Source organism: Streptomyces sp. NPDC005898, assembly GCF_040629635.1.
Taxonomy (GTDB): domain Bacteria; phylum Actinomycetota; class Actinomycetes; order Streptomycetales; family Streptomycetaceae; genus Streptomyces.
Window position 1 is genome coordinate 244,063 of the sequence record NZ_JBEXWC010000004.1, and the last position, 16,645, is coordinate 260,707.

At 71.6% G+C, this 16,645-nt stretch carries 19 protein-coding genes; 8 read left to right on the forward strand and 11 right to left on the reverse strand.

Features of this window, described 5'->3' with window-relative positions; translation table 11 throughout:
• Positions 1-2 precede the first annotated feature (2 nt).
• Positions 3-680, reverse strand: a complete 678-nt coding sequence (locus tag ABZ385_RS08390) for an AIM24 family protein (protein ID WP_358697884.1) — start codon at positions 678-680, stop codon at positions 3-5.
• 152 nt (positions 681-832) lie between these two features.
• On the opposite strand from ABZ385_RS08390, the gene ABZ385_RS08395 reads away from it, so the two are divergent.
• A complete protein-coding gene (locus ABZ385_RS08395) occupies positions 833-1,048 on the forward strand; it encodes a DUF6199 family natural product biosynthesis protein (protein ID WP_358586417.1) in 216 nt (71 codons plus the stop codon).
• Here ABZ385_RS08395 and ABZ385_RS08400 read toward each other — a convergent pair.
• Together ABZ385_RS08400 and ABZ385_RS08405 are read right to left on the reverse strand one after the other, a co-directional pair.
• A complete protein-coding gene (locus ABZ385_RS08400) occupies positions 1,023-1,247 on the reverse strand; it encodes a DUF397 domain-containing protein (RefSeq protein ID WP_358586420.1) in 225 nt (74 codons plus the stop codon). The genes ABZ385_RS08395 and ABZ385_RS08400 overlap by 26 nt on opposite strands.
• Positions 1,229-2,062 carry a helix-turn-helix transcriptional regulator gene (locus ABZ385_RS08405; protein WP_358586421.1) on the reverse strand — a complete coding sequence of 278 codons (834 nt, stop codon included), beginning with the start codon at positions 2,060-2,062 and terminating at the stop codon, positions 1,229-1,231. The genes ABZ385_RS08400 and ABZ385_RS08405 overlap by 19 nt, the downstream gene beginning before the upstream one ends.
• A gap of 336 nt (positions 2,063-2,398) precedes the next feature.
• Between ABZ385_RS08405 and ABZ385_RS08410 the strand changes: the two genes are divergently transcribed.
• From ABZ385_RS08410 to ABZ385_RS08420, 3 genes are read left to right on the forward strand one after another with little or no spacing between them, the layout of a single operon-like run.
• Entirely contained in the window at positions 2,399-2,626 is a 228-nt protein-coding gene (locus tag ABZ385_RS08410; protein WP_358586426.1) for a hypothetical protein, read from the forward strand.
• A 54-nt stretch (positions 2,627-2,680) separates the two neighbouring features.
• Complete coding sequence (gene recO, locus ABZ385_RS08415; RefSeq protein ID WP_358586422.1) at positions 2,681-3,430, forward strand: DNA repair protein RecO; 750 nt, start codon at positions 2,681-2,683, stop codon at positions 3,428-3,430.
• 38 nt (positions 3,431-3,468) lie between these two features.
• On the forward strand, positions 3,469-4,290 hold the full coding sequence (locus tag ABZ385_RS08420) for an isoprenyl transferase (protein WP_358586423.1): 822 nt from the start codon (positions 3,469-3,471) through the stop codon (positions 4,288-4,290).
• Positions 4,291-4,359: 69 nt separating this feature from the next.
• Here the strand turns inward: ABZ385_RS08420 and ABZ385_RS08425 are convergent, their stop codons facing one another.
• The 4 genes from ABZ385_RS08425 to ABZ385_RS08440 form a co-directional block, all read right to left on the reverse strand.
• On the reverse strand, positions 4,360-4,761 hold the full coding sequence (locus ABZ385_RS08425; protein WP_358589046.1) for a transcriptional repressor: 402 nt from the start codon (positions 4,759-4,761) through the stop codon (positions 4,360-4,362).
• A gap of 71 nt (positions 4,762-4,832) precedes the next feature.
• Positions 4,833-5,723 (reverse strand): metal ABC transporter permease, encoded by an 891-nt coding sequence (locus ABZ385_RS08430; RefSeq protein WP_358589044.1) that lies wholly within the window; start codon positions 5,721-5,723, stop codon positions 4,833-4,835.
• Between the two features lie 11 nt (positions 5,724-5,734).
• Complete coding sequence (locus ABZ385_RS08435; RefSeq protein ID WP_358910476.1) at positions 5,735-6,523, reverse strand: metal ABC transporter ATP-binding protein; 789 nt, start codon at positions 6,521-6,523, stop codon at positions 5,735-5,737.
• A 32-nt stretch (positions 6,524-6,555) separates the two neighbouring features.
• Positions 6,556-7,527, reverse strand: coding sequence for a metal ABC transporter substrate-binding protein (locus ABZ385_RS08440; protein ID WP_358589040.1), 972 nt, complete (start codon positions 7,525-7,527; stop codon positions 6,556-6,558).
• A gap of 188 nt (positions 7,528-7,715) precedes the next feature.
• Here ABZ385_RS08440 and ABZ385_RS08445 point away from each other — a divergent pair, with 188 nt between their 5' ends.
• Positions 7,716-9,098 carry a glycine--tRNA ligase gene (locus tag ABZ385_RS08445; protein ID WP_358589038.1) on the forward strand — a complete coding sequence of 461 codons (1,383 nt, stop codon included), beginning with the start codon at positions 7,716-7,718 and terminating at the stop codon, positions 9,096-9,098.
• A gap of 34 nt (positions 9,099-9,132) precedes the next feature.
• Here ABZ385_RS08445 and ABZ385_RS08450 read toward each other — a convergent pair whose 3' ends face one another.
• On the reverse strand, positions 9,133-9,987 hold the full coding sequence (locus tag ABZ385_RS08450; RefSeq protein ID WP_358910478.1) for a helix-turn-helix domain-containing protein: 855 nt from the start codon (positions 9,985-9,987) through the stop codon (positions 9,133-9,135).
• 79 nt (positions 9,988-10,066) lie between these two features.
• On the opposite strand from ABZ385_RS08450, the gene ABZ385_RS08455 reads away from it, so the two are divergent.
• Positions 10,067-10,513, forward strand: a complete 447-nt coding sequence (locus tag ABZ385_RS08455; protein ID WP_358589034.1) for a hypothetical protein — start codon at positions 10,067-10,069, stop codon at positions 10,511-10,513.
• Positions 10,514-10,554: 41 nt separating this feature from the next.
• Here ABZ385_RS08455 and ABZ385_RS08460 read toward each other — a convergent pair whose 3' ends face one another.
• From ABZ385_RS08460 to ABZ385_RS08470, 3 genes are all read right to left on the reverse strand, one after another.
• Positions 10,555-11,352, reverse strand: coding sequence for an NAD(P)-dependent oxidoreductase (locus tag ABZ385_RS08460; RefSeq protein WP_358589051.1), 798 nt, complete (start codon positions 11,350-11,352; stop codon positions 10,555-10,557).
• A 112-nt stretch (positions 11,353-11,464) separates the two neighbouring features.
• On the reverse strand, positions 11,465-12,904 hold the full coding sequence (locus ABZ385_RS08465) for an MFS transporter (protein WP_358910480.1): 1,440 nt from the start codon (positions 12,902-12,904) through the stop codon (positions 11,465-11,467).
• A gap of 30 nt (positions 12,905-12,934) precedes the next feature.
• Positions 12,935-14,419 carry an MFS transporter gene (locus ABZ385_RS08470; RefSeq protein ID WP_358589030.1) on the reverse strand — a complete coding sequence of 495 codons (1,485 nt, stop codon included), beginning with the start codon at positions 14,417-14,419 and terminating at the stop codon, positions 12,935-12,937.
• Between the two features lie 101 nt (positions 14,420-14,520).
• On the opposite strand from ABZ385_RS08470, the gene ABZ385_RS08475 reads away from it, so the two are divergent.
• Together ABZ385_RS08475 and dusB are read left to right on the forward strand one after the other, a co-directional pair.
• Positions 14,521-15,402, forward strand: coding sequence for a helix-turn-helix transcriptional regulator (locus tag ABZ385_RS08475; RefSeq protein WP_358910597.1), 882 nt, complete (start codon positions 14,521-14,523; stop codon positions 15,400-15,402).
• Positions 15,403-15,443: 41 nt separating this feature from the next.
• Positions 15,444-16,577 (forward strand): tRNA dihydrouridine synthase DusB, encoded by a 1,134-nt coding sequence (dusB, locus tag ABZ385_RS08480; RefSeq protein ID WP_358589028.1) that lies wholly within the window; start codon positions 15,444-15,446, stop codon positions 16,575-16,577.
• Positions 16,578-16,645: the final 68 nt, after the last annotated feature.

The window sequence follows — 16,645 nt, forward strand, 5'->3', positions numbered from 1 at the left end:
GCTCAGTGCTGCTGCGCCTTCTGCGGCGTCACCTCGCTGGGGCGGACGATGACGTACCCCTCACCCCGCAGCATCAGCTGGACCGCCTCGCCCGAGCCGCCGCGGATCATCGACCCGATGGACTGCGAGCGGTGCAGCGAGGTGGCGAGGTCGGCGGTCCAGCCGACCACCGCGTCCGTGTCGACGTACACGGGCTGCTGCGGGGAGACGGGGATCACCAGCGGGTTGCCGTCACACACCAGGCCGAGGCGGCCCGAGCCCGTGAAGACGCTGTTGAACAGGCCGCCCCCGGTCATCCCCGCGCCCTTCACCGTCTTGATCTCGTACGAGAGGGTCGCGTCGAAGCACAGGACGTTGCGGCCGTTGACCGTGAGGACGTCGCCCGGCTCGACGTCCACGATGAAGCAGTTCTGCGCCTCGTGCGCGAACCACGCCTCGCCCTGGCCGCGCACGGCCATCAGCGGCAGCCCCTCCCCGGTCATGGCCCGCTTGAGCATGCCGCCCACGCCCTGCCCCTTGCGCTCGAACTGCAGCTCGCCCCGGTAGGCGATCATCGCGCCCTGCCGGGCGAACATCTCGCCGTTCACCGCGTACTTGATCGACTTGGCGTTCTGGAGGGTCATCCCGGGGGCGAGGGCCGGCTGCGCCATGTGGTCACTGGAGAACAAGTCACTCTTCATGAGGGCATCTTGGGCCACGGGCGACGCGCACGGAAGCGGGGGCCTGTCCGGCAGCTTCTCCTGACCGCCGCCGCGTGTCAGGGACCTGTTCGGGGGCAGCGTGACGTCACCGGGCGGTGCGAGCCCGGCAGAGCCGGAGAGAGGTCCCCTTCATGGCTGTGGCGTTCCTGTGCGTGTTCATCGTGATGGCGGCGGTCCAAGTGGTGAAGCCGCAGCTTCTGTGGAGGGTGAACCGTCCCCTTCAAAAGCCGTTCGTGAAGGACTACGACGCCACCGAGCCCACTCGCGCCGGTTACCTGATGGAGCGGGCGGTGGGCGCGGTGGTGCTGGTCGCGGCGGTGGTCATGCTGGTCGCGCAACTGACCTGAGCGGTTCGCCGTGGGCGCCGTTGACGAACGCCTGCCAGGCGGGGGCGCCGATGATCAGGGCCGGGCCCTGCGGCACCTTGCTGTCCCGCACGGGCACGACCCCGGGGACCCCGTCGGCGACCTCGACGCATTCCCCGCTGTCTCCGCCGCTGTAGCTGCTCTTGCGCCAGCGGACGGTGCTCAGGTCGTACTCACGCATTGTCTGTAGTCCTCCGCCGCCGATCCGAGCAAGGCCAGGGACGCCTCCGGTGACAGCGCGGCGGCCCTGAGTTGATCGTATGCCGCCTGTACCTGTTTCACCATTGCCGGATCATCCAGCAGGTTCCCCGAAAGCACGCCCTCTGTATAGGCGGTTGGCGGGGCGTCCGGGAACTCCATGAGCTTCAGCATCTTGCCCATGCTCGGGTAGGCCCCGGCAGCGAACGGCAGCACCTGCACCATCGCCCGGCGCTCACGTGCCGTGGTGGCGATGTGCTCCAACTGCTGGACCATGACCGCTGGACCCCCGACAGGAGTACGCAGAGCGGTTTCGTGCACGATCACCCAATACACGGGCCGTGTAGCACCCTTGAGGACGTGTGCACGATCCATGCGGGCCTTGACTCTCTCCTCGACGTAGTCATCCGTGGCGAACGGGTGGCTGGCCAGGAACACTGCGCGCGCGTACTCCGGTGTTTGGAGAAGCCCCGGAACGACCGCCGGCGCAAAGTCACAGATCTCCGTCGCAAGCCGCTCCAGCTCCGCCACATGCGCGAAGTACTCCGCATAAGGGGTCTCTTTGATCAGCTTGCGGAACATGCGTCCGAAAATACCGTCGGTTTGCAGGACCTCGTCGATCCGCTCGGCCACGTCCAACTGCGGTTTACGAATAGCCTGTTCGAATTGCCCAATGTAGCCCCCGGAGACGAAAACCCGCGTACCCAGTGCCGACTGGGTGATCCCCGCGTCCTCCCGGCGCCGCTTCAGCTCCGTGCCGAAGAACTCCCACGCCGCTTGACGTGAACCATTGGCCATGGCCAACCGCCTTCCACTGCCCCGCAGTTGTAGAGGGCAGACCCCTGCCGAGTGTAGGCGCGATACGTCACCGTAGGGGTGCGAAGAGTGAAATCCGAAGGCGAAGGGGAGTCACGTGGAGGCGGAATCAAAGCGCCACGCAGTGGTATGCGTCGAACAGGCGGAGGAAACATTGAGGGAATTGCGCGCCGCACTCGCGCGAGCGGAAATCACCTTGCCGTCCTTGCGGATCGACCCCGCGACGGTGGCCAGGGAGGCACCCTGCCCCCGCATCGAATTGGGCGGGTGTTCCGTCGCCGTGGCGCAACGCCTGGCCGCCGCCCTGAGGAGCGCGCCGTGAGCCTTCCCGCGCACCTCCCCGTCGGCTCGTACGTCGTGGACACCACCAGCGGACGCGTCGGCCGGGTCATGGGCCACGAAGGCCCCTACGTGCAGCTGCGCCCCTACGGCGGCGGCCGCGAGTGGGACTGCGCCCCGGAGGAGGTCCGCACGGCGACCATGGCGGAACGGCTGCGCGCGGCGACGGCGTACGCGAACGCCCGCAGCAGGGGCGAGGTGGTCTGACCGCTCAGCCGTACGGCGTACCTCGCACCCCCCGCCGTGCGCGAGAATGGCCCCATGAGTCTGTTCCGCGACGACGGCATCGTGCTGCGCACCCAGAAACTGGGCGAGGCGGACCGGATCATCACGTTGCTCACGCGCGGTCACGGGCGGGTACGCGCCGTGGCGCGGGGGGTGCGGCGCACCAAGTCGAAGTTCGGGGCCCGGCTCGAACCCTTCTCCCACGTCGACGTGCAGTTCTTCGCGCGCGGGAGCGAGCTGGTCGGACGCGGGCTCCCCTTGTGCACGCAGAGTGAGACCATCGCGCCGTACGGCAGCGGGATCGCGGCCGACTACGCCCGCTACACCGCCGGCACGGCCATGCTGGAGACGGCGGAACGGTTCACCGACCACGAGGGCGAGCCCGCCGTGCAGCAGTATCTGCTGCTGGTGGGCGGGCTGCGCGTCCTCGCGCGCGGGGAGCACGCGCCGCACCTCGTCCTGGACGCGTTCCTCCTGCGCTCCCTGGCGGTGAACGGCTACGCGCCGAGCTTCGGCGACTGCGCCAAGTGCGGCCTGCCCGGACCGAACCGCTTCTTCTCGGTCGCGGCGGGCGGCTCCGTCTGCGTCGACTGCCGGGTGCCCGGCAGCGTCGTACCGTCGCAGGAGGCCCTGACCCTGCTCGGCGCGCTGCTCACCGGCGACTGGGCGACGGCGGACGCGTGCGAGGCGCGGCACGCGCGCGAGGGCAGCGGGCTGGTCTCGGCCTATCTGCACTGGCACCTGGAGCGCGGCCTGCGCTCACTGCGGTACGTAGAGAAAAGCTGAGCAGCACCCCCTTGAAGTCACGTAGGAGAGAGAGCCCCATGGCACGACGCGGAATCCTCGGACGGTCCCGCCGTGAGTACGCCACCCCCGAGCCGCACCCCACGGGCGCCCGGCCGCCGAAGATCCCCGGCGAGCTGGTGCCCAAGCACGTCGCCATCGTCATGGACGGCAACGGCCGGTGGGCCAAGGAGCGCGGTCTGCCGCGCACCGAGGGGCACAAGGTGGGCGCCGAGCGCGTCCTGGACGTCCTCCAGGGCGGCATCGAGATGGGCGTCGGCGCGATCTCGCTGTACGCCTTCTCCACGGAGAACTGGAAGCGCTCCCCGGACGAGGTGAAGTTCCTGATGAACTTCAACCGTGACTTCATCCGCAAGACCCGCGACCAGCTGGACGAGCTCGGCATCCGCGTGCGCTGGGTCGGCCGGATGCCGAAGCTGTGGAAGTCGGTCGCCAAGGAGCTGGAGATCTCCCAGGAGCAGACCAAGGACAACGACAAGCTGACCCTGTACTTCTGCATGAACTACGGCGGGCGCGCCGAGATCGCCGACGCCGCCCAGGCCCTCGCCGAGGACGTGCGGGCGGGCCGGCTCGACCCGTCCAAGGTCAGCGAGAAGACCTTCGCGAAGTACCTGTACTACCCGGACATGCCGGACGTGGACCTGTTCCTGCGGCCCAGCGGCGAGCAGCGGACCTCCAACTACCTGCTGTGGCAGAGCGCGTACGCCGAGATGGTCTTCCAGGACGTGCTGTGGCCGGACTTCGACCGTCGCGACCTGTGGCGCGCCTGCCTCGAGTACGCCTCGCGCGACCGCCGCTTCGGCGGTGCCGTCCCGAACGAGCAGCAGATCGCCGAGAGCTGACCGCGCCCGCGCGCACACGAAGGGGCCCGCGCCGTCACAGTGACGGCGCGGGCCCCTTCGTACGTATGCCTACTTGCTCGCGCACTCCGCGCAGGTGCCGAAGATCTCCACCGTGTGCGCCACGTTCACGAAGCCGTGCTCGGCGGCGATGGCCTCCGCCCACTTCTCGACGGCGGGGCCCTCCACCTCGACGGCCTTGCCGCACAGGCGGCACACCAGGTGGTGGTGGTGCTCACCGGTCGAGCAGCGGCGGTAGACCGTCTCGCCCTCGCTGGTGCGCAGCGCGTCCACCTCGCCGGCGTCGGCCAGTGACTGGAGCGTGCGGTAGACCGTGGTCAGACCGACCGAGTCGCCCTTGTGCTTGAGCATGTCGTGCAGCTCCTGCGCACTGCGGAACTCGTCCACGTCGTCGAGTGCCGCGGCCACCGCCGCGCGCTGGCGGGTGGATCTGCCTCGAACCGGGGCTCCCACGGTTGTCTCCTCGCGTCTGCGCTCTGGTCTGGGCCTGCCGGGCCATTGTGCCAGGTCGGCCCGGACCGGGGTCAGGTCCTGGCCACCGGCTGGGCCGGCACCGAGCACTCCGCCGGATCCCCGGCCGCCCGCGCGGCGGCCGCGGCCCGCGCCCTGCGCCTGGCCAGCGGCGTCGCGAGGACCGTGAGGGCGATGAACACCCCGATGGTCAGCAGCACGATCGTCGCGCCCGGCGGCACGTCCTGGTAGTACGAGGTGGCCGTGCCGCCGATCGTCACCGCGACGCCGATCGCCACGGAGATCGCGAACGTCGCCGCGAAGCTCCGGGTGAGCTGCTGGGCGGCCGCCACCGGCACCACCATCAGCGCGGAGACCAGGAGCAGGCCCACCACGCGCATGGCGACGGTCACCGTGACCGCGGCGGTGACGGCGGTGAGCAGGTTCAGGGCGCGCACCGGGAGCCCGGTCACGCGGGCGAACTCCTCGTCCTGGCTGACCGCGAAGAGCTGGCGGCGCAGGCCCACCGTGACCAGCACCACGAAGGCGGCGAGCAGGCAGATCGCGCTGACGTCCTCCTCGGAGACCGTCGAGAGGGAGCCGAAGAGGTACGACTGGAGGTTCGCGTTCGACCCGCCGGGGGCGAGGTTGATGAACATCACGCCGCCCGCCATGCCGCCGTAGAACAGCATGGCGAGGGCGATGTCGCCGCGCGTCTTGCCGTACCAGCGGATCAGCTCCATCACCACGGCGCCGACGATCGCGACGGCCGTCGCCATCCACACCGGGGACGCGGAGAGCAGGAAGCCGAGGCCGACGCCGGTCATCGCGACGTGGCCGATGCCGTCGCCCATCAGCGCCTGGCGGCGCTGGACGAGGTAGATGCCGACGGCGGGCGCGGTGATGCCGACCAGGACGGCGGCGAGCAGGGCCCGCTGCATGAAGGCGTACTCAAGGATTTCCATCGCCAGGGTCCTCAGGTGAGCAGGCCGGTGCGGACCGGCTCGGCGTCGGCGGCGTGCGGGTGGACGTGGTCGTGGCCCGGCAGGGCGTGCTGGCCGACCGCCCGCGGGGGCGGCCCGTCGTGCAGGACGCAGCCGTCGCGCAGGACCACGGCGCGGTCGATCAGCGGCTCCAGGGGGCCCAGTTCGTGCAGGACGAGCAGGACCGAGGTGCCCTTGGCGACCTGCTCGCGCAAGGTGGCCGCGAGGACCTCCTGACTGGCCAGGTCGACGCCCGCCATCGGCTCGTCCATGATCAGCAGCTCGGGCTCGGAGGCCAGCGCGCGGGCGATCAGGACCCGCTGGTGCTGGCCGCCGGAGAGCGCGTTCACGGAGTCCTTGGCGCGCTCGCCGAGGCCCACCAGCTCGATGGCGCGGGCGACGGCCTCCCGGTCGGCCTTGCGGAGCACGCCGAAGCGGGCGCGGGACAGCCGCCCGGAGGCGACGACCTCGCTGATCGTGGCCGGGACGCCGCCGGCGGCGGTGGTGCGCTGCGGGACGTACCCGACGCGGGCCCAGTCGCGGAAGCGGCGGCGCGGGGTGCCGAAGAGCTCTATGTCGCCGCCGGACACCGGCACCTGGCCGATGATCGAACGCACGGCGGTGGACTTGCCCGAGCCGTTGGCGCCGAGCAGGGCGACGACCTCGCCGCACCCCACCGTGAGGTCGATGCCGCGCAGCACGGGACGCGAGCCCAGCTCGGCCGTCACCTTGCGCAGGGATATGACGGCGTCCCCGTCCGCGGACGTGGCGTGCTTGCTCATGGCTCGTGCCTCCGTAGCCACAGGGGGTGGGGTCATTTGGCGCCCAGGGCCTTGCGCAGGGCCTTCAGGTTGGACTCCATGACCTGGATGTAGTCCTCGCCCTTGGACTTGCCGGTGATGCCCTCGACCGGGTCGAGTACATCAGTCCGCAGGCCCGCGTCCTTCGCCAGGGTCCTGGCGGTCTCGTCGCTGACGAGCGTCTCGTAGAAGACGGTGGTGACGCCGTCCTCCTCGGCCATCTTCTGGAGGTCCTTGACGCGCTTGGCGCTCGGTTCGGCCTCGGGGTCCAGGCCGCTGATGGCCTCCTCGGTGAGGCCGTAGCGCTCGGCGAGGTAGCCGAAGGCGGCGTGGGTCGTGATGAACACCTTGTTCCTGGTGTTCTTCAGGCCGTCCTCGTAGCTCTTGTTCAGGCCATCGAGGTCCTTCACCAGCTTCGCGGTGTTCTTCTTGTACGTCGCCGCGTGGTCGGGGTCGGCCTTCTCCAGGGCCTTGCCGACGCCCTCGGCGACCTCGGCGTACTTCACCGGGTCGAGCCAGATGTGCGGGTCGGCGCCCTCGTGGGAGTGGTCGTGGCCGTGGCCCTCGTGACCCTCTTCCTCGTGCCCCTGCGCGTGCCCGCCGACCTCGGTGCCGTGCTTCTCCATGCCGGTCAGGGAGCCGGCGTCGACCTTGGTGTCGATCCCGGACTGGTCGATCGCCTTGTCCACGGCGGGCTGCAGGCCCTTGAGGTACAGCGCGACGTCCGATTCCTCCAGCTGCCCGCGCTGCTTGGCGGAGACGTCGAGGTCGTGCGGCTCCTGGCCGGGCTCGGTGAGGGTGGTGACCGAGACGTGGTCGCCGCCGATGCGCTCCGCGAGGTACTGCATGGGGTAGAACGACGCCACCACGTCGAGCTTGCCGTCCTTGTCGTCCGCGGTGGAGGAGCAGGCGGTCAGCGCCGTGAGGCCGAGGACCGTCGCGGAGGCGAGGGCGGCGGTGGGTATGAGGCGTCGTCGTACGTTCATGACACTCATTTTCAACAAATGTGGAAACGATTGTCAATAATGCTCCCGGCGGGGGTCCTGCGGAGGCCCGGCGGAGGCTCGGCGGCAGGGGCCCGAAGCGGCTTGGGGGGAACCGATTTGATTAGGGGGGCCGGGCCGCCGGTAACCTGAGGCATTCGCCTCGCCCACCGTCTTATGAAGAGAGCACCGTGGCCGCCGACAAGATCGACACCATCGTCAGCCTGAGCAAGCGCCGTGGCTTCGTTTTCCCCTGTAGCGAGATCTACGGCGGCCAGCGCGCCGCCTGGGACTACGGACCGCTGGGCGTCGAGCTGAAGGAGAACCTCAAGCGCCAGTGGTGGCGCTACATGGTCACCTCGCGCGAGGATGTCGTGGGCATCGACTCGTCGGTGATCCTGGCGAGCGAGGTCTGGCAGGCCTCCGGCCATGTCGCGACCTTCTCCGACCCGCTCACCGAGTGCCTCTCCTGTCACAAGCGCCACCGCGCCGACCACCTGGAAGAGGCCTACGAGGCCAAGCACAACCGCCCGCCGGCCAACGGCCTCGCGGACGTCAACTGCCCCAACTGCGGTACCAAGGGCCAGTTCACCGAGCCCAAGCAGTTCTCCGGCATGCTCGCCACGCACCTCGGCCCGACGCAGGACACCGGCTCCGTCGCCTACCTGCGCCCCGAGACCGCCCAGGGCATCTTCACCAACTTCGCCCAGGTCCAGCAGACCTCCCGCCGCAAGCCGCCGTTCGGCATCGCGCAGATGGGCAAGTCCTTCCGCAACGAGATCACGCCCGGCAACTTCATCTTCCGCACCCGCGAGTTCGAGCAGATGGAGATGGAGTTCTTCGTCAAGCCGGGCGAGGACGAGCAGTGGCAGGAGTACTGGATGGAGCAGCGCTGGAACTGGTACACCGGCCTCGGCCTGCGCGAGGAGAACATGCGGTGGTTCGAGCACCCGAAGGAGAAGCTCTCCCACTACTCCAAGCGCACCGCTGACATCGAGTACCGCTTCCAGTTCGGCGGCAACGAGTGGGGCGAGCTGGAAGGCGTCGCCAACCGCACCGACTACGACCTGACCGCGCACTCCAAGGCGTCCGGCCAGGACCTCTCCTACTTCGACCAGGAGGCGGGCGAGCGCTACACGCCGTACGTCATCGAGCCCGCCGCCGGTGTCGGCCGCACCATGCTCGCCTTCCTGCTCGACTCCTACTTCGAGGACGAGGCGCCCAACGCCAAGGGCAAGCTGGAGAAGCGCACGGTCATGCGCTTCGACCACCGCATCGCCCCGGTGAAGGTCGCGGTGCTCCCCCTGTCCCGGAACCCGGAGCTGTCGCCCAAGGCCAAGGGCCTGGCCACCGCGCTGCGCCAGAACTGGAACATCGAGTTCGACGACGCGGGCGCCATCGGCCGCCGCTACCGCCGCCAGGACGAGATCGGCACCCCGTACTGCGTGACCGTCGACTTCGACACCCTCGACGACAACGCCGTGACGGTGCGCGAGCGCGACTCGATGAAGCAGGAGCGGGTCTCCCTCGACCAGATCGAGGGCTACCTCGCGACGCGCCTCGTGGGCTGCTGACCCACGGCGCGTGACGTCGGGCCCCCGGTTCCGCTCATGGAGCCGGGGGCCCGGCGCGTTCCGAGGCCTCTGTCTCCGGGGTCTGTGTTTTCGGGGTCTGTACGAGGAGGACGGCGCCGCTCGGCCGGGGCGCGCGGAGCAGCGTCATGCCGTACGCGCGCGGCGGCGCACCCGAGCCGTCCGGCGGGGTGATCTCCACCGTCCGCGAGGCGAAGTCGCCCACCGAGCGGCAGGCCCACCAGTGGTCCAAGTCCGGCCGCTCGGCGCGCAGTCGGGCCGTGACGCCCTGGAGGGCGGGGGAGTGCGGGCGCCGGTCGGCGCGGGTGCGCACATGCCGGTACAGGTCCATCGCGACGGGCTCCCAGGCGGGCAGCAACCGCTGGTGATCCGGGTCGCGGACCAGCAGGAGCAGCAGATTGCGCCGCTCCTCGGGGAAGCCGCCGGGGTCCGGCCACAGCGCCGCGTACGCGCGGTTCCAGGCGAGGATGTCCAGCGCGGGCCCGAGCAGCAGGGCCGGGCTGTCCGGCCAACTGTCGAGCACCGCCCGCAGACCGGGGTCGCCGGCGTCGTCGCCGTCCGGCTGCCGGGCGGTGAAGCCGGCGAGGGCCAGGGCGTGCCGGTGCGCCTCCCGACCGAGCCGCAGGGCGCGGGCCACGGCGTCCAGGACCTGCCGCGAGGCGTCCACCCGCCCCTGCTCCAGCCACGTGTACCACGCCACGGAGACCCCCGACAGCGCGGCGACCTCCTCCCGGCGCAGCCCCGACGTACGCCTGCGCCGCGTGGCCGGCAACCCCACGTCGGCGGGCGCCAGCCGTTCGCGGTGGGCCCGCAGGAAGCCGCCCAACTCCCGCCGTAGTGCCGCCTCGTGCGCCGCAGCCACTGTCCCCATGCCGCCCAGCCTATGACCTGGGCTCATCCCCATGGACGCCTGTCTGGCCGGGGCGCCCGGCACGATGGAGGCTGCCTCCATGACCGAAAAGAGCGCACACGCACCCGCCACGCCCACCATGTGGCGCCGCCGCAACGACTCCTCCGACCTGGCGCGGCCCCGCCCCTTCGTCCGCGTCTACACCGGCCCCGGCACCCTGGACGCCCTGGCCGCCTCGTACGAGCGCCTGCTGAGCACGGAACGGGACATGTGGTTCACGTACCCGGAGAAGCGACTCGCCCTGGCCGCCGTCGGCCCGTTCCTCCTGATCGAGGGCACCGAGGAGACACTGGCGCCCTTCCGCGCGACGGACGGCACGCTGCTCGTCGACTCGGCGCGGGCCTATCTGGAGCGCCTGGCGGCCGAGGGCGCCGAGATCACGGAGCCGCTGATCGCCGTCCCCACGGGCTCCGGCTTCACGGCACGCCATGCCGACGGCACGGTGATCGAGTACGTGGAGCACCGGCCGGACCGGGACGGGCGCTGAACCGGGTCGATCATGCCGCGCCGCCGCGAACCGGGTGCCGGTCAGGGCCGGATGTGCTTCAACGTGAACTCGGGCCGGGCATACGGGCCGGCCTGCGGGGCTTCGGGATCGGCGGGGACGTCGGCGTCGGTGATGTGCGATGCATGTGTTTCGGCGTTGTCGATGGGCGTGTAGGCCAGTTCGGACTCCGCGGGGAGTTCCCAGAAGCGGCGGGTGTTGGCGGAGACGGCGTACACCGTGGCGAAGCGCGTGGAGAGCGGGGCGGTCAGCGCGGCGCGGCAGAAACCGACGGCGTCACGCGGGCTGAGCCAGGTCGCCAGGTGGCGCGACTCGGTGGGCGCCTCCTCGAAGCTGCCGATGCGCAGGCAGATCACGGAGACGTCGAACTTGTCCGCATACAGCCGCCCCAGGGCCTCGACGGCTGCCTTGCTCACCCCGTACAGGCCGTCGGGGCGCACGGGTTGCCGCGGGTCAGTGCGATGGGCCGTGGGATAGAACCCGCTCACGCGGTTGCTGCTGGCCAGCACGACCCGCGGAATCGCCGCCCTTCGGGCAGCTTCCAGCACATGGTGGGTGCCCAGCACGTTCGCGTCCAGCAGATGCTCGAGCGGCGCCTCGTCCGGCAGGCCGCCCAGATGGAGCACGGCGTCCGCACCCGCGAGCGCGGTCTCGACGGCCGCCGCGTCCCGAAGATCGACGGTATGGACCACCTCGTTCGCGGCCTCGGCACGGAGCGGAACGCGGTCGAGCAGAACCAGGCGGCTCACCTCGCCGCGCAACGCCCGGCGCACGACCGAGCCGATGTTCCCTGCCGCCCCGGTGACGACCACCGTTCCCATCCCCACTGCACACCTCCGCCGTGCGAACCCAGCAACGTCCTGATCCGGACAGGCAGTGATCCTCTCATCACCGGCCACGACGCCCAACGGGTGCGGAGCCGGCAGGGCGGCGTCAGGCCCGTACCGGCTGGGGCTCCCGCTCCAGTCGCTGGGCCGTCCGCTCCGCGGTGCCCCGGGCCCAGCGCCCGCTCGACAGCGCCCCGAGCAGCAGCACCGCGAGGCCGCAGCCCGCGATGATCCACCAGGCGGGCCGGCTGGCCCCGGCGAAGTCCCTCGCGTACGACGACGCCACACCCGAGGCCAGGACCGCGCCGATCACCGCGACGCCCAGCGTCTGGCCGATCTGGCGGCTGGTGGAGGCGACCGCCGCGGCCACGCCCGCCTGGGCGCGCGGCATCCCGGCCACCGCCGTGTTGGTGATCGGGGCGTTGACGAAGCCGAAGCCGAGCCCGAAGAGGACATAGCCGAGGAACCGGGTCCCGCCCGTGTCCTCCGCCTCGAACGCGGCGAAGAGCACCCCGGACGCCGTCATCGCCACCCCCGCGACCAGCAGCGAGAGGCGCGGCCCGCGGCTGCCGACCAGCCGCCCCGACAGCGGGGCGCAGACCAGCGTCATGGCCGCCATCGGCAGCATCCACAGCCCGGCGTGCAGCGCGTCCAGGCCCCGTACGTCCTGGAGGTACAGCGTCGACAGGAAGAGGAAGCCGGCCAGCGCCGCGAACGCGCTCACCGCGATCACCGTGGCCCCGGTGAACGGCGCTGAGCGGAAGAAGCGCAGGTCGATCAGGGGCTCGGCGCGGCGCGGCTCGTAGCGGAGCAGGCCGAGCAGGGCCAGCAGGGCGGCGCCCGCGAAGGAGAGGATCAGCGGGGACGTCCAGCCCGCCGTGGGCGCCTCGATGATCGCGTACGTCAGCGCGCCGAGCAGCCCGATCACCAGCAGCTGCCCGATGGGGTCGGGGCGGCGCGGGTGCGGGGCGCGGGACTCGGGCACGTACCGCGTGGTCAGGAGGAGCGCGGCGAGGCCGACGGGCAGGTTGATCCAGAAGATCGAGCGCCAGCCGACCGAGTCGACGAGGAGCCCGCCGACGAGGGGGCCCGCCGCCATGGAGATGCCGACGACACCGCCCCACACGCCGATGGCGCGGGCCCGCTCGCGCGGTTCGGTGAAGGTGTTGGTGATGATGGACATCGCGACGGGGTTGAGCATCGAGCCGCCCACCGCCTGGACCATGCGGAACGCCACCAGCGACTCCAGGTTCGGCGCGAGCGAGCAGAGCACCGAGCCCAGGGTGAAGACGGTCAGGCCCGCCCGGAAGACCTTGCGCCGGCCGATCCGGTCGGCGGTCGAGCCCGCGAGCATGAGGAGCGAGGCGAGGACGAGCGTGTACGCGTCGATCGTCCACTGCATGCCCGAGACGCTCGCGTCGAACTCACCGCGCATGGCGGGGAGGGCGACGTTCAGGACGGTGTTGTCGAGGCTGACGATCAGCAGGCTCATGCAGCAGATCGCGAGGACGAGCATCCGTCGACGGGAGGTGAGTTCATCGGCCATGCAAGTGACGGTAACGCTCCGGGCCACCCCCTAGGCGAGCCGTCGCGGCAGCCGCAGACTCAGCAGCGCAAGCCCGAGCAGGCCCGCGAGCTGCGCCCCGAGTACGACGACGAACGCGTCCCGCATGCCGAGCCCCGGCACGAGCGCGAGGAACAGCGAGCCGATCGTCGCCACGCCCACCGCCAGACACGACTGCTGCACGGTCGCCGCGAGCCCGCTCCCGGCGCCCGCCCGCGCGGCCGGCACGGCGGCCAGGACGAGCCGGAAGTACAGGGCGAGTTCGACGCCCTGCCCGAGCCCGCACAGGACGAGCCCTGGAGCCAGCGCGAGCGGCCCGAGCGAGGGCCACGGCAGCCACAGGGCGGTCAGGGCGAGCACCAGCAGGCCGAAGCCGTGCGTGAGCGCCGCCACCGTCATCGCCCGGCCGCCGAGCCGCGACGCCAGCCGCGGGGCGAGGACCGAGGCGGCGAACTGCGCGAGACCCATGGGCACGAGCGTCAGGCCCGCCGTGAGCGCGCCGTAGCCGAGGCCCTGCTGGAGCGTCACCGCGGTGACGAACATCCAGCCGCTGAACCCGATGAAGATCGGCAGCCCGAGGGCGATCCCCCTGCGGACACCGGGCTCGCGCAGCAGCGACGGCGGCAGCAGCGGGCTGCCCCCGGTGCGCTCCGCCCGCCGCTCGACGGCCGTGAACGCCAGGCCCAGCGGAGGCGCGGCGGCCAGCAGCAGCACCGACCACAGGGGCCAGCCGGTGGCCCGGCCCTCGGAGAGGGGCAGCAGCAGCGCGGTGAGGGCGGCGCCCAGCAGCAGGGTGCCGCCGACGTCGCCGCGCCGGGGCCGCTCGGCCCGGCTGTCCGGCACCGCGCGGACCGCGCAGAGCAGGGCGGCCACCGCCACCGGCACGTTCACCAGGAACGCCATGCGCCAGCCGGTCCCCGCGAGATCGGCGGCGACCAGGACCCCGCCGAGCACCTGCCCGAGGACGACGCCGAGCCCGCTGACGGAGCCGTACGCCGCGACGGCCTTCGCGCGCCGCTCGCCGCGGGTGGTGGCGTGGAGGGTGGCGAGGACCTGCGGGAGCATCAGCGCGGAGGCGGCGCCCTGGGCCGCGCGCGCCGCCACCAGCCACCACACGCCGGGCGCGAGTCCGCAGGCCAGCGAGGTCAGGCCGAAGGCGGCGACGCCCCACAGGAACAGCTTCCTGCGGCCGTACGTGTCCCCGAGCCGCCCGCCGAGGACGAGCAGCACGGCGTAGGCCACCGCGTAGCCGGCGACGACCATCTCCAGGGTGGCGGGGGAGGCGCGGAGGTCGCGTCCGATGCCGGGCAGGGCGACGTTGACGACGAAGAAGTCGATGCTGGAGAGGGCGGCGCCGAGCAGCACGGTGAACAGGCCGAGGGGCGTGAGCGGGGCGGGGTCGGGGGCGGGGGTCGCGGGTGTCTTCGGTGAGTGGTCAGCGAGCGTCACGCCGACGACCCTCGTGCGGCCGGCGGAGGGGTACCAGAGCGTCTTCATCCTGGTACCGGAGGCACCTGGAAACGGGATGGGCGGTCCGCCAGGCTTGCCCCGTGACGACGACCATGACCATGACCACGAGCACGAGCACGAGCACGAGCATGACCGGGGGCGCGGCGAGGGGCGCCGGCGCCGACATCCGCAGGCGGGAACTCGCCGCCTTCCTGCGCAGCCGCCGCGAGCGGGTGACGCCCGAGCAGGCCGGTCTGCCGCGCGGGCCCCGGCGCCGCACCCCGGGGCTGCGCCGCGAGGAGGTGGCGCAGCTGTCGAGCGTGGGCGTCACCTGGTACACGTGGCTGGAGCAGGCGAGGCCGATCACGGTCTCGGCGCAGGTCCTGGACGCCGTCGCCCGCGCGCTGCTCATGGACCCCGGCGAGCGCGCCCACCTCTTCGCCCTCGCCGGCGCCGTCGACCCGCGCCCGGAGGCCGGGCGCCCGGCGCTCTCCGCGCCGGTCCGCCGGCTGATGCACCGGATCGCGCCCTATCCGGCCACCGTGCAGAACGGCCGCTACGACGTCCTCGCCCACAACCGTTCCTGGACGCACGTCTTCGGGGACTTCGACGCGATGGAACCGCGCGACCGCAACTGCCTGTGGCTCCTGGCCACCAGCCGCCGCTGGCGCGAGACCTGCCTGGACCGGGACGAGATGCTGCGCGACCTGACGGCCAAGTTCCGCGCGTCGATGACCGAGCACGGCGCGGAGCCCGGGTGGAAGGAGCTGCGGGACCGGCTGCTCGCTCAGTCGGCACAGTTCCGCGAGCTGTGGGAGCGGCACGAGGTGGCGACGATGGTCCCGCACGTCAAGCGGTACCGGCACCCGCGCGTGGGGCTGCTGCGGCTGGAGCACCGCATGCTCTGGACGGCCCCGGTGGCGCGGGCGCACCGCCTCATCGCGTACGTCCCCGCGGACGACGAGACGGAGGAGCGCCTGGAGCGGCTCGCGGAGCTGTCGCAGCCGTCGTCACGGGCGCCGGGCGAGTGAGGGACAATGGAGGGTCCCGTCGTCCGTCCCGGAGAGCACCCATGCCGTCCCAGCCCCTCACGATCGGCCCGCACACCGTACAGCCGCCCGTCGTGCTCGCCCCCATGGCGGGCATCACGAACGCGCCGTTCAGGACGCTGTGCCGGGAGTTCTCCGGCGGCAAGGGCCTCTTCGTCAGCGAGATGATCACCACGCGCGCCCTGGTGGAGCGCAACGAGAAGACGATGCAGCTGATCCACTTCGACGCGACGGAGAAGCCGCGCTCGATCCAGCTGTACGGCGTCGACCCGGCGACCGTCGGCAAGGCCGTCCGCATGATCGCGGAAGAGGACCTGGCCGACCACATCGACCTCAACTTCGGCTGCCCCGTCCCCAAGGTGACCCGCAAGGGCGGCGGCTCCGCGCTGCCGTACAAGCGCAACCTGCTGCGCGCCATCCTGAAGGAGGCGGTCGCCGGCGCGGGCGACCTGCCCGTGACGATGAAGATGCGCAAGGGCATCGACGACGACCACATCACCTTCCTGGACGCGGGCCGCATCGCCGTCGAGGAGGGTGTCACCGCCATCGCGCTGCACGGCCGCACGGCCGCCCAGCACTACGGCGGCACGGCCGACTGGGACGCCATCGCCCGCCTCAAGGAGCACGTGCCCGAGATCCCGGTGCTCGGCAACGGCGACATCTGGTCGGCGGCGGACGCGATCCGGATGATGGACGAGACGGGGTGCGACGGCGTCGTCGTGGGCCGCGGCTGCCTCGGCCGGCCCTGGCTCTTCGGTGACCTGGTGGCCGCCTTCGAGGGCACGGGCGCCCCGCAGGCGCCGACCCTGCGCGAGGTCTCCCGGGTCATGCTGCGCCACGCGACGCTGCTCGGCGAGTGGATCGGCGACGAGTCGCGCGGCGTCATCGACTTCCGCAAGCACGTCGCCTGGTACCTGAAGGGCTTCGCGGTCGGCTCGGAGATGCGCAAGCGCCTCGCGATCACCTCCTCGCTCGCCGAGCTGGAGGACGGCCTCGGCGAGCTGGACCTCGACCAGCCGTGGCCCACGGGCGCGGACGGCCCCCGCGGCCGCACCTCGGGCAACAACCGCGTGGTCCTGCCCGACGGCTGGCTGAAGGACCCCTACGACTGCGCGGGCGTCGGCGAGGACGCGGAACTGGACACCTCGGGCGGCTGACAGCCAGGGGCCATAGGGGGGCGGCCGACCACCACCAGGAGGGCGGCCGCGGTTCAACATCAACGGGG